A 25,887-nucleotide genomic window follows, 5' to 3' on the forward strand; every position below is an offset into this window, starting at 1 on the left:
TGGGCGGCGTTGACGGCCTGCTGCACATTACCGATATGGCTTGGAAACGCGTTAAGCATCCGAGCGAAATCGTCAACGTGGGCGACGAAATCACTGTTAAAGTGCTGAAGTTCGACCGCGAGCGTACTCGTGTATCTCTGGGCCTGAAGCAACTGGGCGAAGATCCATGGGTAGCTATCGCTAAGCGTTATCCGGAAGGCACTAAGCTGACTGGTCGTGTTACCAATCTGACTGATTACGGCTGCTTCGTAGAAATCGAAGAAGGCGTTGAAGGTCTGGTACACGTTTCTGAAATGGACTGGACCAACAAAAACATCCATCCGTCTAAAGTTGTAAACGTAGGCGACGTGGTTGAAGTAATGGTTCTGGACATCGATGAAGAGCGTCGTCGTATCTCCCTGGGCCTGAAGCAGTGCAAATCTAACCCATGGCAGCTGTTCGCTGAGACCCACAACAAAGGCGATCGCGTTGAAGGTAAAATCAAGTCAATCACTGACTTCGGTATCTTCATCGGCCTGGACGGTGGCATCGACGGTCTGGTTCACCTGTCAGACATCTCCTGGAACGCGACTGGCGAAGAAGCCGTTCGTGAGTACAAAAAAGGCGACGAAATCGCTGCTGTTGTACTGCAGGTTGATGCAGAGCGCGAGCGCATCTCTCTGGGCGTGAAGCAGTTGGCTGAAGATCCATTCAACAACTACATCACCCTGAACAAGAAAGGCGCTATCGTGACTGGTAAAGTCACTGCAGTTGACGCGAAAGGTGCTACAGTAGAATTAGCTGACGGCGTTGAGGGTTACCTGCGCGCTTCTGAAGCTTCTCTGGACCGCATCGAAGACGCAACTCTGGTTCTGAGTGTTGGTGATGACGTTGAAGCTAAATTCACCGGCGTTGATCGTAAGAACCGCGTTGTGAGCCTGTCTGTTCGTGCTAAAGACCAGGCTGACGAGAAAGAAGCCATCAATACTGTTAACACCAAACAGGAAGAAGGCGGTAACTTCTCTAGCGCAATGGCTGAAGCGTTCAAAGCGGCTAAAGGCGAGTAATCGACCTAAGGCACCGGACGATGAAAATCGTCCGGTTTCGGTAAAAGCTGTCATACCTTTCCAATCAAGGATTAACCGGAGGTTACATGACCAAGTCAGAACTAATTGAAAGACTTGCTGGCCAGCACACTCATATCCCGGCGAAAGTCGTTGAGGATGCGGTCAAAGAGATGCTTGAGCACATGGCCACTACGTTGGCACAAGGCGAGCGCATTGAAATCCGGGGATTCGGCAGTTTTTCTTTGCATTACCGCGCACCACGTACGGGTCGTAACCCGAAAACGGGTGATAAAGTGGATCTGGAAGGTAAATACGTTCCCCACTTTAAGCCGGGCAAAGAATTGCGTGACCGTGCGAATATCTACGGCTAAGCCGTTACCGAACGACAAAAACGACACTTTCGAGTGTCGTTTTTTTTGGACAAAATTCAGCAATGAGAGCCAGCTTCTAAAACCATGCTATCCATAATGTAACAGCCGAAAAATACTTCAACTCGTCTCGACAATTCACATTTCCTTAGCAGCATCCCTTGTCCATTCTCGTCACACTCTTGTTCACATCAGGGAGAGTGTAAATGCAGATTAATTGTATCGTGCTAGCAAGGATGATGATCGTGGCGGCCTTACCATTAGGTGTGCTGGCGCAAATTCCTGAATTGGGTTCAATAGCCGCGATTACTGGTTGCGCGATAATTATGGGGCTAACACAGAGTTCATGGTTCCGGATGACTGGTATCATGCTTATGCTGCTGGCATGGGCACTACTTGAAGCACGCCAAATGGTGAATAGCATTGAACAGCTAGTTGCCTCGCCGTTACAAACTAGCGTTCTCATCAAGGAAGTCCGAGGTGAGAAACAACAGTTAACAGCGCAAATCGTACGTATTGGGGGGCATTATCAATTTCCGCCAATATTTGTCACGCTTAATAACTCTCAATCAGATGTGCATTTTTGCGCGGGTCAACGCTGGCAAATGAAACTGCAAATGCGCGCAGTGCACGGTAGATTGAATGAAGGTGAATTCGATCTGCAACGTTTTGCTATGTCGAACCATTCTCCACTTCAGGGGCGGATTCTTAGCCAGCAACCGGAATCACTGACGTGTAGTTGGCGGACGCGCTTAATCAATTACCACTTGCCGATGTTCGCTTCATTAGAAAACTCTGCAATCGTGAAAGCGCTGGCATTCGGTATGCGCGATGATATGACTGATGAGCAACGCCAGCTGTTGCGTGAAACGGGAACTGCTCATCTAATGGCCATTTCAGGCATGCATATTGCGCTCGCAGCGAGTCTGGGATGGCTACTGGCTCGAGCTTTACAAGTATTTCTGCCTGCTCAATTAATCGGTTACTTATTTCCACTGTTGATCAGCGTGATGGCTGTTGTGACATATAGCTGGATTTCAGGCAGTCATGCACCAGCTCAACGCGCCACGTTTGCGCTGATGCTTTGGCTAGGAATACGCACTGCGGGATGGCAAGTAAGTGGTTGGCAAGTGTGGACGTTGTGTGTCGGCGGATTGCTGGCGCTTGATCCGCTAACGGTATTATCAGAAAGCTTCTGGTTGTCAGCGCTGGCAGTAGCAATGCTGATTGGCTGGTATCAATGGTTTCCTTTGCCTCTGCGTTTTCGTGCCCAACGCCGATGGCTGCTGCTGCAACTGCTGCATCTGCAGATTGGCATGATGGTGCTCATGGCACCGTTGCAAATTTATCTGTTCCACGGAATTAGCTTAAGTGCTCTGCTGGCAAATTTAATGGCCGTTCCGGTGGTGTCCTTTATCACGGTTCCTCTGATCTTGCTGGCCATGTTGATACCGATAGCATCGGCGTCTTCGGGATTATGGTCACTTGCCGATTTATCGATAAGCAAAGTGATGCAGGGATTGCAGTGGTTACCCGCGGGGTGGTGGGCATGGAGTGATAGCCTGCGAGCTATAGCGCTGCTTTGGGGAGGATTACTCCTCTGGCGAAGTGGTCTCATTTATTACTGCATCATGCCGACTTTTAGCCTGTTTTTTGCCATCACATTTTGGCGCGCCAATACTCAGCGTGATGATTGGCAAATTGACATGATTGATGTGGGGCACGGATTAGCAGTCGCCATCACTCAAGGCAATGAAGTGGTGATGTATGACGCAGGCCCTGGCTGGAAGAAAGATGATGCCGGTTCACGCATTATTTTGCCTTGGCTGCAATACCGGGGTAAAAATTTGCATTCACTGATACTCAGCCATAAGCATCTTGATCATCGAGGTGGTCTAAATTCATTGCTCATTGCCAATCCGATGCTGAGTATTCGCAGTGCATTGATGGAAAAAGGGCACTTACCTTGCCATCGAGGGCAGCAGTGGCAGTGGGAGAAATTGCAATTCACCGCGTTATGGCCGCCAGCTCATCAGGTACAAGGGCAAAACAACGATTCCTGCGTGGTACGTGTGGATGATGGGCAAGTCAGCTTGTTGCTCACTGGCGATATTGAATTAGATGCCGAACGAAAAATTGTTGCCCTGGAAAAAGAGCAACTAAACACCACACTGTTGCAGGTACCACATCATGGCAGCCGTACTTCATCAGGGCCATTACTGTTACGTAATGTTGCAGGACAAGCCGCCTTTGCGTCAGTGGCGCGCTACAACGCCTGGCGCATGCCTGCCCAAGCCGTAGTACAGCGCTATAGTGAGAATGGCTATCTATGGTTCGACACAGCACAATCCGGTCAGATTCACATTGGTATTCAGCAAGGTCATTGGCAAATTAAGGGCTTAAGAGAGCAAATAATGCCCCGCTGGTATCATCAGTGGTTTGGCGTCAAACGTGAATCCAGGTAGAATGAGCGGCTATTTCAAACAGCGTGAATAAATAATGCATCAAGATAAAGATCTCTCAACGTGGCAGACATTCCGTCGACTTTGGCCGATGATTGCGCCCCACAAGGCTGGCCTGTATGTGTCAGCCGTGGCGCTGATACTCAATGCGGCAGGCGATACCCTGATGCTCTCTCTGTTGAAGCCTTTACTGGATGATGGTTTCGGTAAAGCTGACAGATCCGTAATGCTGTGGATGCCTTTAGTGGTAATTGGCTTGATGTTGGTTCGTGGTGTCACCAGTTATATCTCGAGTTACTGTATTTCCTGGGTTTCTGGCAACGTGGTGATGAATATGCGTCGCCGTTTATTCGGTCATATGATGGGGATGCCGGTTACTTTCTTTGATCAGCAATCCACAGGCACATTGTTGTCACGTATTACCTACGATTCGGAACAGGTTGCTTCCTCCTCTTCAAGTGCGCTTGTGACAGTCGTGCGTGAAGGTGCCTCGATCATTGGCTTGTTCATCATGATGTTCTATTACAGCTGGCAGCTGTCGCTGATTCTCATCGTATTAGCACCTATCGTGTCATTCGCTATTCGTACGGTGTCGAAACGCTTCCGTAACATCAGCAAGAATATGCAGAACACCATGGGGCAGGTGACAACCAGCGCGGAGCAGATGCTGAAAGGGCACAAAGAAGTGCTGATTTTTGGTGGCCAGGAAGTTGAAGCTCAGCGCTTTTCGCAAGTCAGCAACAAGATGCGTCAGCAGGGCATGAAGTTGGTCTCAGCCTCTTCCATTTCTGATCCGGTTATTCAGCTCATTGCCTCATTAGCTCTGGCATTTGTTCTTTACGCGGCAAGCTTCCCAAGCGTGATGGATACATTGACTGCCGGTACCATCACCGTGGTGTTTTCTTCGATGATCGCACTGATGCGTCCGCTGAAATCGCTGACTAACGTCAATGCGCAGTTCCAACGCGGTATGGCGGCATGCCAGACGTTGTTCTCCATCCTCGACAGCGAACAAGAAGTGGATACGGGCAAGCGTGAAATGGCTCGCGCTAAAGGCGATGTTGAATTCCGTAATGTGACTTTCACCTACCCAGGCCGTGATATCCCAGCATTGCGCGATATCAACTTGTCACTGCCGGCAGGCAAAACGGTCGCGCTGGTTGGGCGTTCAGGCTCTGGTAAATCCACCATGGCCAGTCTGTTGACGCGTTTCTACGATATCGATAGCGGTGAGATTTTGCTGGATGGGCACGATCTGCGCGAATACACCTTGAGTTCATTGCGTAATCAGGTGGCATTGGTTTCTCAGAACGTGCATCTGTTCAACGACACCATTGCTAATAACATTGCCTATGCGCGCACCGGGCAGTACACCCGTGAGCAGATCGAACAAGCAGCGACCATGGCGCATGCAATGGATTTCATCAAGAAAATGGACAACGGTCTTGATACGGTGATTGGCGAAAACGGCGTGCTGCTGTCCGGTGGACAACGCCAGCGTATTGCGATTGCACGCGCGTTACTGCGTGACTGCCCAATTCTGATCCTTGATGAAGCCACCTCTGCGTTGGATACCGAATCCGAACGCGCAATCCAGGCCGCGCTGGATGAGTTACAGAAGAACCGTACCTCATTGGTGATTGCGCACCGCCTGTCGACCATCGAAAAAGCCGATGAAATTGTGGTGGTGGAAGATGGTCGTATTGTTGAACGTGGTACGCATACTGTTCTGCTGGAACAGAGGGGTGCCTATGCGCAACTTCACAAACTGCAGTTTGGTCAATGATTGAACGCATCTGGAGCGGCCGCTCGCCACTGTGGCTGCTGCTTTGGCCGCTAAGTTTGCTGTATGGGGCGATCACCTGGCTGATTCGCCTCAGCTTCAAACGCGGCTGGCGCAAAAGCTGGCGAGCACCTTGCCCGGTTATCGTCGTCGGCAATCTTACTGCGGGCGGCAATGGCAAAACGCCGGTGGTTATCTGGCTGGTGCAAGAGCTGCAACAACGTGGATTACGTCCCGGCGTGGTTTCACGTGGCTACGGCGGTAAAGCTGAACGCTATCCGCTATTGGTCACGGCTGAAACGCCAACGGCTCAGGCTGGTGATGAACCTGTCTTGATTGCTCAGCGTACGCGGGCACCGGTGGCGGTTGCTCCTCAGCGCTGTCTGGCGGTGGAAGCCTTACTCGCAGCGCAGGATGTGGATGTGATCATCACGGATGATGGGCTACAACACTATGCGTTGCAGCGCGATCGTGAAATCGTGGTGGTGGACGGGATGCGTCGTTTCGGCAATGGCTGGTGGTTACCGGCTGGGCCGATGCGTGAGCGTGCATCACGTCTGCAAGATGTCGATGCGGTGATTGTTAACGGCGGTGCGGCACAGGCTGACGAAATCGCAATGACGTTGCAGCCGGGTCTAGCGATCAACTTAATCAGCGGCGAGAAGGCGGAATTAAACCAACTGCCGGATATTGTCGCTATGGCCGGTATTGGCCATCCACCTCGTTTCTTCGACACTCTCAAGCAGCAAGGCGTCAACACCATCGCAGAAGTTGCTTTTGCCGATCACCATGCCTATAGCGAAGACGAACTACGTTTGTTAACGCAAGACGAGCAATGTTTGCTGATGACGGAAAAAGATGCGGTCAAGTGCCGCAGTTTCGCGCGTCCAAATTGGTGGTATCTGCCGGTTGATGCGCATTTGCAGGGAAAACAAGTGGCTACCTTGCTGGATGATATTGCCCACCTCTGCACGCGCGTGCGTTAATTTTTGAAAGGGAAAAGAGCCATGAATCTCACCGCTTCCCTCTCGCTGCAAACTGCTCGTCATCTGCATTTAGCTGCTCAGGGGCTTCTGCGTCCACTGGGCCGTCGGGCGCGTTTTGCCGATATTCACGCCACCGTTCGTCAAATGTCTTTGCTGCAAATCGACACCATCAATGTGGTGGCGCGCAGTCCTTATCTGGTGCTGTTCAGTCGCCTTGGAATCTATCCGACCAATTGGCTGGAAGAGGCGCTGGCATCGGGATCGCTGTTTGAATATTGGGCGCATGAAGCCTGCTTCATTCCGTTTGAAGATTACTCTTTATTACGCCATCGCATGTTAGAGCCTCAGCGACTGGGCTGGAAATATAACGCCGAATGGGTTGAAGAATATCAACAGGAAATTGCTGAGCTGCTGGAGCACATTGCCAGCAACGGCCCCGTTCGAGCCGCTGACTTCAGTAATGACAAACAAACTAAACCGGGCTGGTGGGCGTGGAAGCCGCACAAACGTCACCTGGAAAATTTGTTCAGCGCGGGCAAATTGATGGTGGTTGAACGACGTAATTTCCAGCGCGTTTACGATCTACACAGCCGCGTGATGCCAGATTGGATTGATCAAGAGCATGCCTTAAGTGAAGACGACGCCGTGATACGCATGCTGAATCACAGTGCGCGTAGCCTAGGTATTTTCCGTGTCAGTTGGCTGGCGGATTACTATCGCCTCAAGCGTGCACCCCTCAAATCATGGTTAAACGATGCGGCTGAGCGCGGCGAGATCGTGCAGGTTGAAGTCGAGCATTTAGGCGAAATGTGGCTACATCACAGTTTACTGCCCTTGCTGGAAAATCCATTATCAGCAACCCATACCGCGCTGTTGTCGCCGTTTGATCCGGTGGTTTGGGATCGGCGTCGCGCGCTCGAACTGTTCAATTTCGATTACCGCATTGAGTGCTACACGCCAGCTGAAAAGCGAAAATACGGTTATTTCGTCTTGCCGGTATTGCATCGTGGCGCATTGAAAGCCCGTATTGATGCCAAAATGGAACGCCAGGCACAGCAATTGGTGATTCGTGCATTTTGGTTGGAACCCGATACGCGCATCAGCAATGCATTTCTCAATGATGTGCAAAAAGCAATTAATCGCTTTGCCCAATGGCAAGGCGCGAATGAAGTGATTATTGAAAATGCCCCGGCTGAACTGCTGGATGCGTGGTCAAATCGTTGGCTGATTAGCACTTAAAGCCGCGAGATAGCTGATGCTTAGCGCCTTAATCACCTACGCGAATATGCTATGCTAGCTGACTAAATCGGTCCTGAAGGAGAAGATTATGGATCATCGTTTACTCGAAATCGTTGCCTGCCCGGTGTGCAACGGAAAATTGTATTTCAACAAAGAACAGCAAGAGCTGATTTGTAAGCCTGACGGCCTAGCTTATCCGGTTCGCGATGGTATTCCGGTGCTGCTGGAGGTTGAAGCGCGCACGTTGTCTGTTGAAGAGATTCATCCATGAGTTTTGTCGCCATCATTCCTGCGCGTTATGCATCAACGCGCCTGCCGGGCAAACCGCTAGTGGATATTCAGGGTAAGCCAATGGTTCTGCACGTGATGGAGCGCGCGCGTGAATCGGGTGCCGATCGTGTGATTGTTGCGACCGATCATCCCGATGTCGCGGCAGCAGTGACTGCGGCTGGCGGTGAAGTGTGCATGACGCGGGTTGATCATCAATCTGGCACCGAGCGTTTGGCGGAAGTGATTGAGAAATACCAATTTGCCGATGACACCATTATCGTCAACGTACAGGGCGATGAGCCGATGATTCCCGCTGAGATTGTGCGTCAAGTGGCGGGCAATTTAGCGCAGTCCGAAGCGGGCATGGCGACGCTGGCGGTGCCGATTACCGATGCGGAAGAAGCCTTTAATCCCAACGCAGTGAAAGTGGTGATGGACGCCAAAGGTTATGCGCTGTACTTCTCGCGCGCGACCATTCCGTGGGATCGCGAGCGTTACGCGCGTTCACGTGAGCAAATCGATGACACATTGCTGCGCCATATCGGCATCTATGCCTATCGCGCTGGATTTGTTCGTCGCTACATCGCGTGGGAGCCTTGCCCGCTGGAGCACATTGAGCTGCTCGAACAACTGCGGGTGTTGTGGTACGGTGAAAAAATTCACGTTGCGGTGGCAAAAACCATTCCTAGCGTGGGAGTGGATACGCCGGAAGACCTTGAGCGCGTTCGCCGCGCGATGCAGGGCTAATCTCCGACCGGCCAGCGCCTCTTGCTGGCCGTAAAGTTTGATCTGGCGCTAAGTTTCTCGCCGCCATCGCCTCCAGCATATTCTAGCCATTTTATTTCGGAGGATATCGCATGGAACAGCTCCGTTCAGAATTGACGTTGGTGCTAGGTGAAAGCATCAGCCGTCTTGAAACTATCAGCGAACAGGCGCAAACGCGGCTTTACGCGCTGTACGATAACGACGGCAAACCGATGCCATTGGTGGCGAAGTATTTTCGTCATCAGGGACGCGCTGCGCTGGAAGCCAAAAAGCTCACCATGCTCAGTCACGATGGTTTAGTTGCGGTGCCTGCGGTATTCGGCTTGGTGCTTAGTCAGCAAAAACCGGTACACGAAATGCTGCTGATGGCGCGTTTTAATGGCGTATCGGCTGAAGCGCCAGCGCGTAACGCTGCGCGCTGGGAGCAATTGTGCGAGCAGATGGTGGAAGGCGTACTGGCATGGCATCGCATAGACAGTCATGGTTTAGTCGGCAGCGTGGACAGCGTGCAGGAAAACAACTGGCCTGCGTGGTATCGCCAGCGGGTTGAAGTGTTGTGGTCAAGCTTGGGCTATCTCTCGCCGCCATTTTTCACGCTGGAAGATCGCCAGATTCTGTTCCGCAGCCGCCAGCTCTTGCCGCGCATGTTTACCGACTTCGACGATCCATGTGTGCTGGTACACGGTAATTGGCGTTTAGCCAGCATGCTCAAAGAAGCGCATAGCGATCAACTGATTGCGATGATGCAGCCGGGTAATATTCTCTGGGCACCGCGCGAATATGATTTGATGCGCCTGGCTGATAGCGGAGCCGAAGCGTCATTGCTGCAACACTATTTGCAGCGCGCGCCCGTGTCGGAAGGTTTCCTCTGGCGGCGCTGGTTATATCAGCTTTGGGATTGCATCGACACCTTGGTGAGCAGCGGGCAATTTGATCGTCCACGCTTTGATAACGCCCGTGAACAATTACTCCCCTGGTTGGGATGAGTCGAGATCGCCGCCGCGCAATCGCAGCCATGTTTGCCCCAACGTTTCGTAAATCGCTCGTTCACTGTGACTTAACCAAACCGGCGAAGGAAGTACGCGTTCCCACCAGTTCAACGGCGAAGTGATGGCGAGCTGATTAGCCGGTGCAGCCAATGGATTCATGCCGGCACGTTGGAAAAACTGCATGGCACGCGGCAGATGGTTGGCTGACGTCACTAACAGGAACGGATGTTGACCAATGGTCTGTTTCACCGCTCTTGCTTCATCTTGTGTGTCACGTGGCTGATCGAGCTGAATAATGGCCTCGCGCGGCACGCCCAAACTCTCCGCCACTTCAGCCGCAACACTGGCGCTGCTGCGCGGATTTTCGCCCGCTGCCGCACCAGTAAAAATCATCTTTGCCTGTGGATAACGGCGCCACTGACGCACACCTTCAGTGACACGCGGCAGACTATTGCTGATCAAATTCGAACTCGGTGCCCAATTCGGATTGAAGGTGTAGCCGCCACCGAGTACCACGATATAATCGATCGGCTCGTTTCCGCTCCATGTTGCATAGCGATTTTCAAGCGGCAATAGCAAACGATCCGCGACCGGTTGCAGGCTTAAGAGCAGCAGCAGGAGCCAGCTAATAGAGATGAGGATTTTGCCGCTTTTTTGCCAGCGGCTAAACCAGAGCAGCAAAAGTCCCGCTGCCATCAGCAATATCAGCAGGGGCAAAGGGAGCAACATCCCGCCAATTACTTTTTTTAACGCGAAAAACATGGGAAATTGCTCCTTTTGTCCGAAAAAACAGCAGCCAGACAGTTACTGTGGCATGAAAGGTTCATTCTTGATGAGCCTGTGACAAAATAGCACAAGTTGAATGCAGCAAAGCGGAGCCATCATCATGCAGGATCGTAACTTTGACGATCTGGCGGACAAATTCTCACAGAACATTTATGGCACGCGCAAAGGGCAAGTGCGCCAGGCGATTGTCTGGGACGAACTCGAAGCCCTGTTACCCACGTTGCCAGATGGACCGCTCAAGGTGCTGGATGCCGGTGGCGGAGTGGGACAAATCTCAAGCGGCCTGGCCGCGCGCGGTCATCAAGTGCTGCTATGCGATCTTTCTGGCGAAATGCTGAAGCTGGCCGAAGCGCATGCCCAAGCCGCGGGTGTGAGCCACAACATGCAATTCAAACAAATTAGCGCCCAGCAGGTGGGCGAACATTTGGATACGCAGGTTGATCTGGTATTGTTTCACGCGGTGTTGGAATGGGTGGCGCAACCGGAAGAAGTGTTGCGAGCGCTGTGGCACACGTTGAAGCCCGGCGGCGTGCTGTCGTTGATGTTTTACAACGCGCACGGCTTGACCTTCCGCACCCTGACGCTCGGCAATTTCGGCTATATGCGCGCCAATATGAGCAAACGCAAAAAGCGCACGCTGTCGCCCGATTTTCCACGCGATCCTGATGATGTGACGCGCTGGCTAACAGAATGCGGATTTGAAATTGAACGGCGTGCGGGTATTCGCGTCTTCTGTGACTATATGAAGCCGCAACCCGGCGCAGGGAAGAGCGTTGAGGAAATCATTGAGATGGAACGGCGTTTCTGTCGCCAGGAGCCCTTTTTAAGCTTAGGGCGCTATATCCACGTGACCGCGCGCAAACCCAGGTAGAAGGATCAACTATGAGCGAATTTTCCCAGACGGTCCCCGAATTGGTGGCATGGGCGCGCAAGAATGACTTTTCACTTGCGCTGCCGGTAGAACGTCTGGCCTTTTTGCTGGCCATCGCCACCTTGAACGGTGAGCGCATGGACGGCGAGATGACCGAAGGCGAGCTGATTGACGCGTTTCGTCACGTTAGCAAGGCTTTCGAACAAACCCACGAAACCGTGCAGGTACGTGCTAACAACGCCATCAATGACATGGTGCGTCAGCGCTTACTCAACCGCTTTACCAGCGAGTTGACGGAAGGTCACGCCATTTACCGTCTGACGCCGCTGGCTATCGGCATTACCGACTACTACATCCGTCAGCGTGAATTCTCCACGCTGCGCCTGTCGATGCAGTTGTCGATCGTGGCGCAAGAGCTGAAGCGCGCCGCGGATGCCGCCGAAGAAGATGGCGACGAATTTCACTGGCATCGCAACGTGTTTGCGCCGCTGAAATATTCTGTGGCGGAGATCTTCGATAGCATCGATATGACGCAACGTCTGATGGATGAGCAGCAACAAGCGGTGAAAACCGATATCGCCGATCTGCTTAATAAAGATTGGCGCGCGGCGATCTCCAGCTGTGAAATGTTGCTGTCGGAAACCTCCGGTACACTGCGCGAGTTGCAGGATACGCTGGAAGCCGCAGGCGACAAATTGCAGGCCAATCTACTGCGTATCCAAGATGCGACGCTCAGCAGTCCGGATCTCGGTTTCGTCGATAAGCTGGTGTTCGACCTGCAAAACAAGCTGGATCGCATCATCAGTTGGGGCCAGCAAGCCATCGATTTGTGGATTGGCTACGACCGTCACGTTCACAAATTTATTCGTACCGCCATCGACATGGACAAAAACCGCGTGTTTGCGCAGCGTTTGCGCCTGTCGGTGCAAAACTACTTCGACCAGCCGTGGGCGCTGACTTACGCCAACGCTGATCGCCTTTACGATATGCGTGATGAAGAGATGACGTTGCGTAATGACGAGGTGATGGGCGAGTTGCCGCCGGAAATGGAATACGAAGAGTTTAATGAGATTCGCGAGCAACTGGCCGCGATGATCGAAGAAGCGCTGCAAATTTATAAGCTGGAGCAAAAGCCGCTCCATCTCGCCACGGTGATGCGCGATTACCTGTCGCAATATCCACGTGCGCGCCACTTTGATCTGGCGCGTATCGTCATCGATCAAGCGGTGCGACTCGGCGTGGCCGAAGCTGATTTAGCCGGTCTGCCCGCGCAATGGCAGGCCATTAATGATTACGGAGCCAAGGTGCAGGCACATGTCATCGACAAATATTGAACAAGTGATGCCAGTAAAACTGGCATTGGCTCTGGCTAACCCGATTTTCCCGGCGCTCGATAGCCAATTACGTGCCGGACGCCATATTGGTATTGAAGAGCTGGATAATCACGCCTTCCTGATGGATTACCAGGAATATCTCGAAGAGTTTTACGCTCGCTACAACGTCGAGTTGATTCGCGCGCCAGAAGGCTTCTTCTATTTACGCCCGCGTTCCACCACCTTGATCCCACGTTCGGTGCTGTCTGAACTGGATATGATGGTCGGCAAAATTCTTTGTTATCTCTATCTCAGCCCGGAACGTCTGGCGAATGAAGGCATCTTCACGCAGCAAGAGCTGTATGACGAGTTGCTATCGCTGGCCGATGAAAGCAAATTGCTGAAGTTGGTGAACCAGCGTTCAACCGGTTCCGATCTCGATCGCGCCAAGCTGCAAGAAAAAATGCGTGCTTCACTGAGCCGCCTGCGCCGTCTCGGCATGGTGTGGTATATGGGCAACGACAACAGCAAATTCCGCATCACCGAATCGGTGTTCCGCTTTGGCGCTGACGTGCGCAGCGGTGACGACGCGCGTGAAGCGCAGTTGCGCCTGATTCGTGATGGCGAAGCGATGACGCTGGAAAGCACGCCAGCGGCGGCAGAGAGCGAAGAAACAGATAACGATTTTGACGCTGATAGCGACGCGAGTGATAACGCGGAGGATGAACAAGCATGATTGAACGCGGTAAATTTCGTTCGCTAACGCTGATCAACTGGAACGGCTTTTTTGCCCGTACTTTTGATCTTGATGCGCTGGTGACCACGCTTTCGGGCGGTAACGGTGCCGGTAAATCCACCACCATGGCCGCCTTCGTGACGGCGATGATTCCTGACCTAACGCTGCTGCACTTCCGTAACACCACGGAAGCAGGCGCGACCTCCGGTTCACGTGATAAAGGCTTGCACGGTAAATTGCGTGCGGGTGTCTGTTATTCGGTGCTGGACGTGGTGAACTCACGTCATCAACGCGTGATTGTCGGCGTGCGTCTGCAGCAAGTGGCTGGGCGCGATAAAAAAGTGGATATCAAGCCGTTCAGTATTCATGGCTTGCCGAGCGATTCGCAGCCGACCGATATGCTGACCGAAGTCCTTAACAATCGTCAGGCGCGCGTTGTGCCGCTGGCGGAAGTGAAGGAGCGCGTGGAAGCGCAAGAAGGCGTGCAGTTCCGCCAATACAACTCGGTGACTGATTATCATGCGGTACTGTTTGAACTCGGCGTGGTGCCGCGTCGTCTGCGCAACGCCAGCGATCGCAGCAAGTTCTATCGCCTGATCGAAGCCTCGCTGTATGGCGGTATTTCCAGCGCCATCACCCGATCGCTGCGTGATTATCTGTTGCCGGAAAATGGTGGCGTGCGTAAAGCGTTCCAGGATATGGAAGCCGCGCTGCGTGAAAACCGCATGACGCTAGAAGCGATTCGCGTTACGCAATCGGATCGCGATCTGTTCAAGCACTTGATCTCCGAAGCCACCAGCTATGTTTCCGCCGACTACATGCGTCACGCCAATGAGCGTCGCATTCATCTCGACGGTGCGCTACAACTGCGTAGCGAGCTGTTCACCAGTCGCAATCAATTGGTTTCCGAGCAGTATCGTCACATCGAAATGGCGCGCGAGTTGTCGGAGCACAACGGTGCGGAGAGCGATCTGGAAACCGATTATCAGGGTGCCAGCGATCATCTCAATCTGGTGCAAACCGCCATGCGCCAGCAGGAAAAAATCGAGCGTTACGATGCCGATCTCGAAGAGCTGACCTATCGCCTCGAAGAGCAGAACGAGGTGGTGGCTGAAGCGCGCGAAGTGCAGGAAGAGAATGAAGCGCGCGCCGAAGCGGCTGAAGTGGAAGTTGATGAGCTGAAAAGCCAACTCGCCGATTTCCAGCAGGCGCTCGACGTGCAGCAAACGCGCGCCATCCAGTATCAACAAGCATTGCAGGCGCTGGAAAAAGCGCGCACGCAATGTCAGTTGCCGGACTTAAGCATTGATAATGCGGCCGAATGGCAGGAAACCTTCCAGGCGCGTGAAGAAGAAGCCACCGAGCAGTTGCTGCGTCTGGAGCAGAAACTCAGCGTGGCCGAAGCCGCGCACAGCCAGTTCGAGCAGGCGCTGACTTTAGTCACCAGTATTGCTGGCGATGTCGGTCGTCAGGATGCGTGGCAAGTTGGCCGTGAACTGCTGCGTGATGCCGCCAATCAGCGCCATCACGCCGATCAACTCTCCTCGTTGCGTCTGCGTTTGAATGAATTGGAAACGCGTCTGCGCGAGCAGCATGATGCCGAACGTTTGCTGGCAGATTTCTGCAAACGTCAGGGCCAGCAGTACGATGCGGATGCGTTAGATGGCCTGCAACGTGAGTTGGAAGCGCAGATTGAACAGCTCAACAGCAGCGTTTCCGATGCCGGTGAACGCCGCATGCTGATGCGTCAAGAGTTGGAGCAACTGCGTGAACGCATCACCACATTGACCGCGCGCGCGCCGCATTGGCTAGCGGCGCAGGAAATTCTGACGCAGTTAAGTGAACAAACCGGTCAGGAGCTGACCAGCAGCCAGCAAATCACCGAATTCATGCAGCAACTGCTGGAGCGCGAGCGTGAAACCACGGTTGAGCGCGACGAATTAGCGGCGCGTAAGCGTGAAGTTGAACAGCAGATTGAGCGCTTGAGCCAACCGGGCGGCGCGGAAGATGCACGCCTAACGCAGTTGGCGGAACGTTTCGGCGGCGTGCTGCTGTCGGAAATTTACGACGACGTAACGCTCGACGATGCGCCGTACTTCTCGGCGTTATACGGCCCATCGCGCCACGCCATCGTGGTGCCGGATTTGTCGCTGGTGCGTGAATTACTCGACGGACTCGACGATTGCCCAGAAGATCTCTACTTGATCGAGGGTGATCCGCAAGCGTTTGACGATAGCGTGTTCAGCGTTGAAGAGCTGGAAAAAGCGGTGGTGGTGAAAGTTGCAGAGCGTCAGTGGCGCTATTCCCGCTTCCCGAAAGTACCGCTGTTTGGCCGTGCGGCACGTGAAAACCAGTTGGAATTGCTGAACAACGAACGCGAACAGTTGGCCGAACGTTATGCCACGCTGTCGTTTGATGTGCAGAAAACCCAGCGTTTGCATCAATCTTTCAGCCGTTTCATTGGAAGCCATTTAGCGGTGGCATTTGATGAAGATCCGGAGGCACTGATTCGTCAGCTTAACAGCCGCCGTGGTGAGCTGGAGCGCGCGCTGGCGCAGCACGAAAATGATAATCAGCAGCAACGTGCGCAGTTTGAACAGGCTAAAGAGGGTGTAAGCCAACTGAACCGCTTACTGCCGCGCGTCAATTTGCTGCTTGATGATACGCTCGGCGATCGTTGCGAAGAGATTCGTGAACGCGTTGAAGAAGCGCAAGAAGCCGCGCGTTTCCTGCATCAACACGGCGCGAAACTCAGCAAGCTGGAGCCGCTGATTTCGGTGCTGCAAAGCGACCCGCAGCAGCACGATCAGCTGCAACGCGATTACCAACAGGCCCAACAACAGCAGCGCGATGCCCGTCAGCAGGCGTTTGCCCTGACTGAAGTGGTGCAGCGCCGTGCACACTTTAACTACGAAAGTTCAGCGGGCATGTTGGGCGGTAACTCCGATCTCAACGAACAGTTGCGCCAGCGTCTTGAGCATGCTGAAAGTGAACGCAGCCGCGCGCGCGAACGCCTGCGCGGACATCAGGCGCAGTTGACGCAGTATTCGCAAGTTTTGGCCTCGCTGAAAAGTTCTTACGATGCCAAGCGCGACATGCTGAAAGAGTTACAGCAAGAGATGCAGGATATCGGCGTACATGCTGATGCCAGCGCCGAAGAACGCGCGCGTGCGCGTCGTGATGAGCTGTATACCGCACTGAGTCACAACCGTGCGCGTCGTAATCAGTTGGAAAAACAGATCACCTTCTGCGAAGCGGAAATGGACAGCTTGCAGAAGAAACTGCGCAAGCTGGAGCGTGATTATCATCAGATCCGTGAGCAAGTCGTCAGTGCGAAAGCCGGTTGGTGCACGGTATTGCGTTTGGTGAAAGAGAACGGCGTGGAGCGTCGTCTGCATCGCCGTGAACTGGCTTATCTCAGCGGTGATGAACTGCGCTCAATGTCGGATAAAGCATTGGGTGCGCTGCGTCTGGCGGTTGCGGATAACGAACATCTGCGCGATGTGTTGCGTATGTCCGAAGATCCGAAACGGCCGGAGCGCAAGATTCAGTTCTTTATCGCGGTGTATCAGCATCTGCGCGAGCGTATTCGTCAGGACATCATTCGTACCGACGATCCGGTTGAAGCCATCGAGCAGATGGAAATCGAACTGAATCGCCTGACCGAAGAGTTGACCGCGCGTGAACAGACGCTGGCGATCAGCTCCCGCAGTGCAGCGAACATCATTCGCAAAACCATTCAGCGTGAGCAAAACCGTATTCGCCAACTGAATCAGGGCTTGCAAGCCGTGAGCTTTGGTCAGGTGCGCAGCGTGCGCCTCAACGTTAACGTGCGTGAGGCACATTCAACGCTGCTGGATACGCTGTCGGAAGAGCATGAACAGCATCAGGATCTGTTTACCAGCAACCGCTTAACCTTCTCGGAAGCGCTGGCGAAACTGTATCAACGCCTGAATCCGCAAATCGATATGGGCCAGCGTACGCCGCAAACCATTGGTGAAGAGCTGCTCGACTACCGCAACTATCTGGAAATGGAAGTGGAAGTTAACCGTGGATCGGACGGTTGGCTGCGTGCGGAAAGTGGAGCACTTTCTACCGGTGAAGCGATCGGTACCGGTATGTCGATTCTGGTGATGGTGGTGCAAAGCTGGGAAGAGGAATCTCGTCGTCTGCGTGGCAAAGACATTTCGCCGTGCCGTCTGTTGTTCCTTGATGAAGCGGCGCGTCTCGATGCGCGTTCCATCGCTACACTTTTTGAGCTATGCGAACGTCTGGAAATGCAGTTGGTCATCGCAGCGCCAGAGAATATTAGTCCTGAGAAAGGCACCACTTACAAACTGGTACGTAAAGTGTTTAACAACACCGAACACGTGCATGTGGTTGGTTTGCGAGGCTTCTCTGCGGATCCTTCGCCGGTGAAACAAGAAAACCCAGGGTTAGGTCTGGAAATAGAAAATACCTAGCGCTGAATCTGGTTAAAAAACAGCACTACGTTTAATCTGTAAACGGCATCGGCACTTAGAGGCAGATGCCGTTTTTTATTCGTATACTCAACATTATGAGTAGGGTTGTACATGGCGATTTCAGGGCGCTGTGTCATTGGTGAGAAGGGGGCAGGGATGTTGCTGAACAATAAGAGCAAAATGAACCGCGCTGCAATTGCACTCGGTTTAACATTGGTATTATCACCGCTGGCTGCCAGCTATGCGGCGACCACGTCTACGTTGCCCAACTCCACGCAAAGCACGATGACTGTTGCTGCAAGTCAGCATCAGATTCAGCAGGCGTTTAGCGCCGCAGAACAACCTTTCTACTTGCCTGGCTTAGCCGGCATTTATGCGTCGCGCAATATGGCGCCACTTTGGCAAGATCATGATGCTGTGCAGGCTTTCCAGCAGCAATTGGCGGAAGTGGCACTTTCCGGCGTACAGCCGCAGTTTACCCGCTGGGTTGAGCGGCTGACCAATCCCAACATCAAAGGCTTCGCGCGCGATGTGGTGCTGAGTGATGCCATGTTGGGCTATCTGCAATTTGTTGCGAATGTGCCAACGCAGGGTGAAACCTGGCTTTACAGCAACGTGCCGTACAAACTCACCATGCCTGCGCTGGCAGCGATCAACCAATGGCAGAATGCGGTGAACGGCGGCGGCAGTCGCAGCTTTGTTATGTCCTTGCAGCCGCAGCATCCGCAATATGCCTTGATGCACAATGCGCTGAAAACATTATTGACCGATCATCGTCCGTGGCCGCAACTGACGGATAAAGGCACGCTGCGCCCGGGACAGGTGAGCAATGATGTGCCTGCACTGCGTGAGATTCTGCAACGTACCGGCATGTTAACCACCAGTCACAGCAGCACGCCAACCCCAGCGGAAGATGCGGTGCCGACTGCGCCGGTTCCGGTGAGCCAGAGTAATCAGCCGGTCGCGGTCAGTCCGTCTGCCGCTAACTTTGATGATATTGACGCGGGTTCAGCTCTCGCTCAAACACCTGAAGTAGCCAATAATGCTGTTGCTCCTCCGCCAGCGTCTGGCCCCAATGTGTATGACAATACATTGGTGGAAGGCGTTAAGCGCTTCCAGCACTGGCAAGGATTGGCTGATGATGGTGCGATCGGGCCGCGTACCCGTGAATGGCTTAATGTCTCACCGCAGATGCGCGCCTCGCTGCTGGCGCTGAATATCCAGCGTTTGCGTTTGCTGCCAGATGACATGCATAACGGCATCATGGTTAACATCCCGAACTATTCGCTAACCTACTACAACAATGGCGCAACGATTCTGTCCTCACGCGTGATTGTAGGGCGTCCGGACCGCAAAACGCCGTTGATGCGTAGCGCTTTAAATAATGTGGTGCTCAATCCACCGTGGAATGTGCCGACCACGCTGGTGCGTCAGGATATTGTGCCGAAGGTGAAACAGGATCCGAGCTATTTGTATAAGCACGGCTATACGCTGTTATCGGGCTGGAGCGCGGATGCAGAAGTGATCGATCCTTCAATGATTGATTGGCATATGGTCTCTGCCGCCAGTTTCCCATACCGCATTCGTCAGGCACCTGGCGCGACTAACTCGTTAGGTCGTTACAAATTCAATATGCCAAGTTCCGATGCTATTTATCTGCATGACACGCCAAACCACACGCTGTTCCAGCGCGATATTCGTGCGTTAAGTTCGGGCTGCGTGCGTGTGAACAAAGCTTCGGAACTGGCTGATTTGCTGTTGCAGGACGTCGGTTGGAATGACGGTCGCATTTCAGACACGTTGAAAGAGGGAAATACACGTTACGTATCAATTCGTCATCGTATCCCAGTTAACCTCTACTATCTGACCGCCTGGGTTGCTGATGATGGACAACCGCAATATCGTACAGATATTTACAATTATGATAATCCTGCCCGTTCCGGTAGCCAGGTCTTAAGTAAAGCAGGACAACTGCTACTTTAGTGCTTGATTTGTTTATCCTCCTTTAATCAGAAATTTCCCAAGACCAGTCTCGAAAAGTTGATTTCGAGCTGGTTTTGGTCGTGTTGTGCCATTCTCTGGGTTGACTGAGTGCCAGGCGACAGTTAATGTTCGGCCTGTGCACTTTTTGCGCATATTTCATCCGCTTTAAATAGGTAACCCCGCTTCATGGCTAATTTTGATTCTCAACGTCGTCGATTACTATTAATTGGAGGCGCAGCAGCTGGATTGTCATTGCTTCCTGGCTCCGCTCTGGCTTCGCTTTCAACCGCACGCCCACGAGTATTGACGCTTAGTAACCTTCACACCGGCGAAACCCTCAAAACTGAGTTTTTCAACGGTAAGCGTTATGACAAGGATGAGTTAGCCCGCTTAAACCACTTCTTCCGCGATTACCGCGCCAATCAGGTCAAGAACATCGATCCTCACCTGTTTGATCAGCTTTACCGCTTACAGACGCTGCTTGATACGCGCAAACCGGTTCAACTGATTTCGGGTTATCGCACGCTGGCGACAAACAATATGTTGCGTGAATCTGGCCCAGGCGTGGCGAAGAAAAGTTATCACACCAAAGGACAAGCGATGGATTTCCATATTGAGGGGATTTCATTGAGCAATGTTCGCAAAGCGGCGTTATCTATGCGCGCTGGTGGTGTAGGATATTACCCGCGCAGCAACTTCGTACACATAGATACCGGGCCTGCAAGGCACTGGTCCTGATACCGGCAGCGCTGCGTGTGTCGGTCATGGAGCGCTATGAATTACCTAATTATTCCGGTTACGGCTTTTTCCCAGAACTGCTCAGTCATTTGGGATGATGAAACCCAACAAGCCGCACTGGTTGATCCTGGTGGCGATGCGGAAACCATCAAAGCCGTGCTGGCTGAGCGTGATTTAACGCCGTCACAAATCTTGCTCACCCACGGACACCTTGATCACGTTGGCGCCGCAGCGGAACTCGCGGCACATTATCAGGTGCCGATTGTCGGACCACATCCGCTTGATGCATTCTGGCTGGATAATCTTCCCACCCAAAGCCGTATGTTTGGTTTGCCGGAATGCGCGCCGCTTACGCCAGATCGCTGGCTGGAAGAGGGTGAAACGGTGCAACTTGGCAATACGACGCTGGAAGTGCTGCTTTGTCCCGGTCATACACCGGGGCATATCGTGTTTTTCGACCGCGCTGGCCGTCTGCTCATTTCTGGCGATGTGATTTTTAACGGTGGAGTCGGGCGTACCGATTTCCCGCAGGGCAGTCATAGTGATTTAATCGCAGCGATTAAAACTAAGCTGCTGCCGCTCGGCGATGATGTGACATTTGTGCCCGGCCACGGTCCAATATCAACCTTGGGGCGTGAACGAATCAGTAATCCATTCCTGCAAGCATAAAAAAATGGGCCGTAATGGCCCATTTTGTTTTATCGCTTTGCCGATTAAAGCACCGCGACAATCGCCTCACACAACGCAGACATATTGTCTGGCGTCATACCTGCTACGTTCACACGACCTGAGTTCACCGCATAAACGCCGAACTCTTCGCGCAGGCGAACCACCTGATCTTTGGTCAAGCCGCTGAATGAGAACATGCCGTTTTGCTTGATAATGAAGCTAAAGTCTTGCTTCGCACCTTTCTCTGCCAGCGTATTCACAAACAGTTGACGCATACGCTGGATACGCTGACGCATATCGGTCAGTTCCTGAATCCAGATGGTACGCAGCGCATCGTTGCTGAGAATGGTCGCGACCACTGCAGCACCGTGTGACGGTGGGTTAGAGTAGTTAGCACGGATAGTGTATTTAACCTGGCTGAACGACGTTTTTGCTACATCACTGTTGGCCGCAACCAACGTCAGTGCACCAACACGTTCGTTGTACAAACCGAAGTTTTTGGAATAAGAGCTGGCGACGATCAGTTCCTGATGCGAAGCGGCAAAAATGCGCAGACCTTCAGCATCTTCATCCAGGCCGCGCGCAAAACCTTGATAGGCGAAATCAAACAGCGGCAGCCAGCCTTTTTCCTGTGACAATTTCGCCAGCTGTTGCCATTGCTCAGCCGAAGGATCGACGCCAGTTGGGTTATGGCAGCAACCGTGGAATAGCACCACATCACCAGCTTTGGCTTCTTGCAGCGATGCCAGCATCGCGTTGAAATCAAGGCTATGCGTTTCAGCGTCATAGTAATCGTAATCACACACTTCGAGGCCAGCGGCATTGAACACATTTTTGTGGTTCGGCCAGCTTGGATTACTCACCCAAACGCGTTTGACGCTGGTCTGGTTCGCCAGGAAATCTGCTGCGACACGCAATGCGCCAGTGCCGCCCGGGGTTTGCGCCGTGCAAGCACGTCCCGCAGAGATCAGTGCGCTTTCTTTCCCGAACAGCAATTCTTGTGTGCAACGAGCGAAATCAGCTAGGCCATCAATGCTGAGGTAATTCTTGGTGGTTTCATTTTCCAGCAGATATTGCTCAGCCTTTTTAACACTGGTGAGCACCGGAGTTTTACCGGTTTCATCTTTATAGACACCAATGCCAAGGTTGATTTTATTCGGGCGGTCATCGGCGCGGAACAGGTCAGCTAATCCCAAAATAGGATCGGCGGGTGCGGCAGAGATCGATTCAAACATGAGTCAGGTCCAGTTGCGTGAACTTTAGCGAAATGAGCTATCAGGTTAGCGTTAGACGACACGCTTGCCAACCGCTGACATAAAAAAGAAATAAGTCGAGTGTATAAAGTAGTGGCGCTAATTGAGAAGCCGATCACTGAAATGCAAAACGGAGCCCGAAGGCTCCGTTTTTAGGTCTTACACAATGCTAATCAGGTGATTAGAACTGGTATACCAGACCAACAGCTACAACGTCGTCGGTAGCCAGACCCAGTGGGTTGTCATCGTTCAACTGGTTGATTTTGTAATCAACATAGGTAGCCATGTTTTTGTTGAAGTAGTAGGTTGCGCCCACATCGATGTATTTAACCAGGTCAGCATCGCCAACGCCTTCGATGTCTTTGCCTTTAGACTGCACGTAAGCGATGGACGGACGCAGACCGAAGTCGAACTGGTACTGTGCAACAACTTCGAAGTTCTGAGCTTTGTTAGCGAAGCCAGAGAAAGATGCATCAGTGTAAGTGGTGCCGTTAGCCGCAGTGAAAGAACCGGTAGCAGACGCTGAAATTGGAGTTGAGTTACGGGTTTCACCGTACATCGCTGCCAGATAGATGTTGTTTGCATCATATTTCAGAGCCGCTGCCCAGTTTTCAGCACGCTTACCTGCGCCTTGACCGGTAACATCGGTAGTGTTTGTTAAGCCAGTTCCGCTGTAAGTGGTTTGACCACCAGCTGCCTGCGCATTGGTACGGTCGCTGCTGCTATAAGCCGCTGCTACACCAATACCAATTGGTGAGGTGTAAGAGGTTGACAGGCCATAGCCGTCACCGTTAGCACGGCGGGTATCAGTACGCTCATTTTTGCCCTGGTACTGTACTGCGAAGTTCCAACCGTCAACCAGACCGAAGAAGTTGGTGTTACGGTAGGTCAGCAGGCCGGTGCTACGACCGTTCATGAAGTTATCTGAATAACCTGAGTCGCCACCGAATTCTGGCAGAACGTCGGTCCAGCCGATTGCGTCATATACTACGCCGTAGTTACGACCGTAGTCGATTGAACCCGCATCGCCGAATTTCAGACCAGCGAAGCCCAGACGGGTTTTGTTACCGTTCTGTGCGTCAGAACCTTCAGAGTTGTTAGCCTGAACGTTGTATTCCCACTGGCCGTAACCGGTCAGTTGGTCATTAATCTGGGTTTCACCCTTGAAGCCGAAGCGAACATAAGTCTGGTCGCCATCGCTGCCAGCATCATCAGAGAAATAGTGCAGACCAACAGCTTTACCGTACAGGTCCAGCTTGTTGCCGTCTTTGTTATAAATTTCTGCTGCGTTTGCTGCACCAGCAGCTAACAGAGCTGGGATAACTACTGCAAGAATGTTGCGCTTCATCATTATTTATTACCCTCATTGGAGTTATTTGGACATCTGCCACTGCCGTCAAGAAACCTTTACAGGAACCTTGAGAGAAGTTTGATGTCTCCTGTGTCTGCACGCATCTTTCCATCACAGGGTTGCTAATTCTAGCCCGAAAATGATTCAAATCTCTCGATTAAGTATCAAAAGGAAAATATGTATTACAAGATGTAAAATATTGGGAACTTTGTGAGAGAACTCTAAATTTACAAAAATAAAAAAAGGTCGGCTAGGCCGACCTCTTTATATATATGAATTACTTATAATTAATGGCGAAAATCAGAAATTCGCATTGCGTGGAGTACGTGGGAAGGGGATAACATCCCTTACATTTTGTACACCCGTGACATAGGCTATTAATCGTTCGAAACCTAATCCAAAGCCAGCGTGTGGCACAGTGCCATAGCGACGCAGATCACGATACCACCAATAATCTTCTTTATTCAGGCCCATTTCAGCCAGACGCGCATCCAGTACATCCAAACGTTCTTCACGTTGTGAACCACCGATAATTTCACCGATTCCTGGCGCGAGAACATCCATCGCTGCCACGGTTTTGCCATCTTCGTTCATGCGCATATAGAAAGCTTTGATGTCTTTCGGATAGTTTTTCACCACCACCGGCGCTTTGAAGTGCTGCTCGGCAAGATAACGCTCATGCTCAGACGACAGATCAACGCCCCATGAAACCGGGTTTTCGAAGGTCTGACCGCTCTTCAGCAGGATTTCAACCGCATCGGTGTAATCTACCTGTGCAAAGTCAGTGGTGACGAAACGCTCAAGACGCGCGATGGCATCTTTATCTACGCGCTCGGCAAAGAATGCCATATCATCAGCACGTTCATTCAGAACCGCCTGGAAGACGTATTTCAGCATGGATTCAGCCAGTGCAGCCGCATCGTCCAGGGTAGCGAAAGCAATTTCTGGCTCCAGCATCCAAAATTCAGCCAAATGGCGGCTGGTGTTGGAATTTTCTGCGCGGAAAGTTGGGCCAAAGGTATAAACCTTCGACAAGGCGCAGGCATAAGTTTCCGCGTTGAGCTGACCGGAAACGGTCAGGAAGGCTTCTTTGCCAAAGAAATCTTTATCGAAATCGATTTTGCCCTGCGGATCGCGCGGCAGGTTTTCCAGGTCTAGCGTTGAAACGCGGAACATCTCGCCAGCACCTTCGGTATCCGAAGCGGTGATCAGCGGGGTCGACACCCAGAAATAGCCGTTTTCGTGGAAGAATCGATGCAGCGCTTGCGCCAACGTGTGACGAACACGCGCGACAGCACCCACCAGGTTGGTACGCGGGCGCAAGTGCGCGACTTCACGCAGATATTCGATGCTATGGCGTTTCGCCGCCATCGGATAGGTATCCGGATCATCCACCCAACCGGTGACTTCCACTTTGGTGGCTTGCAGCTCGAATGCCTGACCTTCACCCGGCGACTCAACCACTTTGCCAGTAATAATCACTGAGCAGCCGGTGGTCAGACGCAGCACTTCGTCCTGATAATTATTCAGAGAATTATTGACGACGGCCTGAACGGGATTAAAGCAGGAACCGTCATAAACGGCGATGAAGGAAAGACCGGCTTTTGAATCTCTTCGGGTACGCACCCAACCACGTACGGTGACTTCACTGTCAACCGCGACACGGCCGTGCAGTACATCCGCTACAGGCACTACGCTCATAAATATCTCTCTATATATAAGAAGAAGGGTCAATAAAATCCCCATTCCGGGGTTTTGCTATGTTACTTACGAGCCAACAGGAAACAAGCAAAATTGCCGGATTAACAGGAGATTT

The 25,887-nt window shown here is 52.4% G+C and carries 20 protein-coding genes; 16 read left to right on the forward strand and 4 right to left on the reverse strand.

Going from position 1 to position 25,887, the window contains the following annotated elements; all coding sequences use genetic code 11:
* The 9 genes from ABDW13_RS06895 to ABDW13_RS06935 all read left to right on the forward strand — a co-directional run.
* Window positions 1-1,046, forward strand: a 1,046-nt coding sequence (locus ABDW13_RS06895; RefSeq protein WP_343551746.1) for a 30S ribosomal protein S1, incomplete at its 5' end; no start/stop codon positions are given.
* Window positions 1,047-1,132: 86 nt separating this feature from the next.
* A complete protein-coding gene (gene ihfB / locus ABDW13_RS06900; RefSeq protein ID WP_003849360.1) occupies window positions 1,133-1,417 on the forward strand; it encodes an integration host factor subunit beta in 285 nt (94 codons plus the stop codon).
* 203 nt (window positions 1,418-1,620) lie between these two features.
* Window positions 1,621-3,879 carry a DNA internalization-related competence protein ComEC/Rec2 gene (locus ABDW13_RS06905; protein WP_343551748.1) on the forward strand — a complete coding sequence of 753 codons (2,259 nt, stop codon included), beginning with the start codon at window positions 1,621-1,623 and terminating at the stop codon, window positions 3,877-3,879.
* Between the two features lie 34 nt (window positions 3,880-3,913).
* Window positions 3,914-5,662 (forward strand): lipid A ABC transporter ATP-binding protein/permease MsbA, encoded by a 1,749-nt coding sequence (gene msbA, locus ABDW13_RS06910; protein WP_343551749.1) that lies wholly within the window; start codon window positions 3,914-3,916, stop codon window positions 5,660-5,662.
* Window positions 5,659-6,645: a tetraacyldisaccharide 4'-kinase gene (lpxK, locus tag ABDW13_RS06915; protein WP_343551751.1), complete on the forward strand. Its 987-nt coding sequence runs from the start codon at window positions 5,659-5,661 to the stop codon at window positions 6,643-6,645. The genes msbA and lpxK overlap by 4 nt, the downstream gene beginning before the upstream one ends.
* 21 nt (window positions 6,646-6,666) lie before the next feature.
* Window positions 6,667-7,884, forward strand: coding sequence for a winged helix-turn-helix domain-containing protein (locus tag ABDW13_RS06920; protein ID WP_343551752.1), 1,218 nt, complete (start codon window positions 6,667-6,669; stop codon window positions 7,882-7,884).
* A gap of 88 nt (window positions 7,885-7,972) precedes the next feature.
* On the forward strand, window positions 7,973-8,155 hold the full coding sequence (locus ABDW13_RS06925; protein WP_007887424.1) for a Trm112 family protein: 183 nt from the start codon (window positions 7,973-7,975) through the stop codon (window positions 8,153-8,155).
* On the forward strand, window positions 8,152-8,901 hold the full coding sequence (gene kdsB / locus ABDW13_RS06930; protein ID WP_343551753.1) for a 3-deoxy-manno-octulosonate cytidylyltransferase: 750 nt from the start codon (window positions 8,152-8,154) through the stop codon (window positions 8,899-8,901). Before ABDW13_RS06925 ends, kdsB begins: the two co-directional genes overlap by 4 nt.
* Before the next feature lie 110 nt (window positions 8,902-9,011).
* Window positions 9,012-9,905: a YcbJ family phosphotransferase gene (locus ABDW13_RS06935; protein WP_343551754.1), complete on the forward strand. Its 894-nt coding sequence runs from the start codon at window positions 9,012-9,014 to the stop codon at window positions 9,903-9,905.
* Here the strand turns inward: ABDW13_RS06935 and elyC are convergent.
* A complete protein-coding gene (gene elyC, locus ABDW13_RS06940; RefSeq protein WP_343551755.1) occupies window positions 9,885-10,670 on the reverse strand; it encodes an envelope biogenesis factor ElyC in 786 nt (261 codons plus the stop codon). The two genes, ABDW13_RS06935 and elyC, sit on opposite strands and share 21 nt — an antisense overlap.
* A 124-nt stretch (window positions 10,671-10,794) precedes the next feature.
* Between elyC and cmoM the strand changes: the two genes are divergently transcribed.
* The 7 genes from cmoM to ABDW13_RS06975 all read left to right on the forward strand — a co-directional run bounded on the left by cmoM (window position 10,795) and on the right by ABDW13_RS06975 (window position 21,467).
* Window positions 10,795-11,565: a tRNA uridine 5-oxyacetic acid(34) methyltransferase CmoM gene (gene cmoM / locus ABDW13_RS06945; RefSeq protein ID WP_343551757.1), complete on the forward strand. Its 771-nt coding sequence runs from the start codon at window positions 10,795-10,797 to the stop codon at window positions 11,563-11,565.
* A gap of 11 nt (window positions 11,566-11,576) precedes the next feature.
* The gene (gene mukF, locus ABDW13_RS06950) at window positions 11,577-12,899 is read left to right on the forward strand and encodes a chromosome partition protein MukF (protein WP_343551758.1); all 1,323 of its coding nucleotides are present in this window, start codon (window positions 11,577-11,579) and stop codon (window positions 12,897-12,899) included.
* Window positions 12,880-13,614 (forward strand): chromosome partition protein MukE, encoded by a 735-nt coding sequence (gene mukE / locus ABDW13_RS06955; protein ID WP_343551759.1) that lies wholly within the window; start codon window positions 12,880-12,882, stop codon window positions 13,612-13,614. The genes mukF and mukE overlap by 20 nt, the downstream gene beginning before the upstream one ends.
* Complete coding sequence (gene mukB / locus ABDW13_RS06960; protein WP_343551760.1) at window positions 13,611-18,077, forward strand: chromosome partition protein MukB; 4,467 nt, start codon at window positions 13,611-13,613, stop codon at window positions 18,075-18,077. The genes mukE and mukB overlap by 4 nt, the downstream gene beginning before the upstream one ends.
* Window positions 18,078-18,233: 156 nt before the next feature.
* Entirely contained in the window at window positions 18,234-20,060 is a 1,827-nt protein-coding gene (gene ldtD, locus ABDW13_RS06965; protein ID WP_343551761.1) for a L,D-transpeptidase, read from the forward strand.
* A gap of 186 nt (window positions 20,061-20,246) precedes the next feature.
* Complete coding sequence (locus ABDW13_RS06970; protein ID WP_343551762.1) at window positions 20,247-20,798, forward strand: YcbK family protein; 552 nt, start codon at window positions 20,247-20,249, stop codon at window positions 20,796-20,798.
* A gap of 36 nt (window positions 20,799-20,834) precedes the next feature.
* A complete protein-coding gene (locus ABDW13_RS06975) occupies window positions 20,835-21,467 on the forward strand; it encodes an MBL fold metallo-hydrolase (RefSeq protein WP_343551764.1) in 633 nt (210 codons plus the stop codon).
* 44 nt (window positions 21,468-21,511) lie between these two features.
* Here the strand turns inward: ABDW13_RS06975 and ABDW13_RS06980 are convergent, their stop codons facing one another.
* The 3 genes from ABDW13_RS06980 to asnS form a co-directional block, all read right to left on the reverse strand.
* Window positions 21,512-22,702 (reverse strand): amino acid aminotransferase, encoded by a 1,191-nt coding sequence (locus ABDW13_RS06980; protein WP_343551766.1) that lies wholly within the window; start codon window positions 22,700-22,702, stop codon window positions 21,512-21,514.
* A 199-nt stretch (window positions 22,703-22,901) separates the two neighbouring features.
* Window positions 22,902-24,071: a porin OmpF gene (gene ompF, locus ABDW13_RS06985; protein ID WP_343551768.1), complete on the reverse strand. Its 1,170-nt coding sequence runs from the start codon at window positions 24,069-24,071 to the stop codon at window positions 22,902-22,904.
* A 300-nt stretch (window positions 24,072-24,371) separates the two neighbouring features.
* Window positions 24,372-25,772: an asparagine--tRNA ligase gene (gene asnS / locus ABDW13_RS06990; RefSeq protein WP_343551769.1), complete on the reverse strand. Its 1,401-nt coding sequence runs from the start codon at window positions 25,770-25,772 to the stop codon at window positions 24,372-24,374.
* Window positions 25,773-25,887 lie beyond the last annotated feature (115 nt).

The organism is Pantoea sp., assembly GCF_039594315.1.
Classification (GTDB): Bacteria; Pseudomonadota; Gammaproteobacteria; order Enterobacterales; family Enterobacteriaceae; genus Pantoea.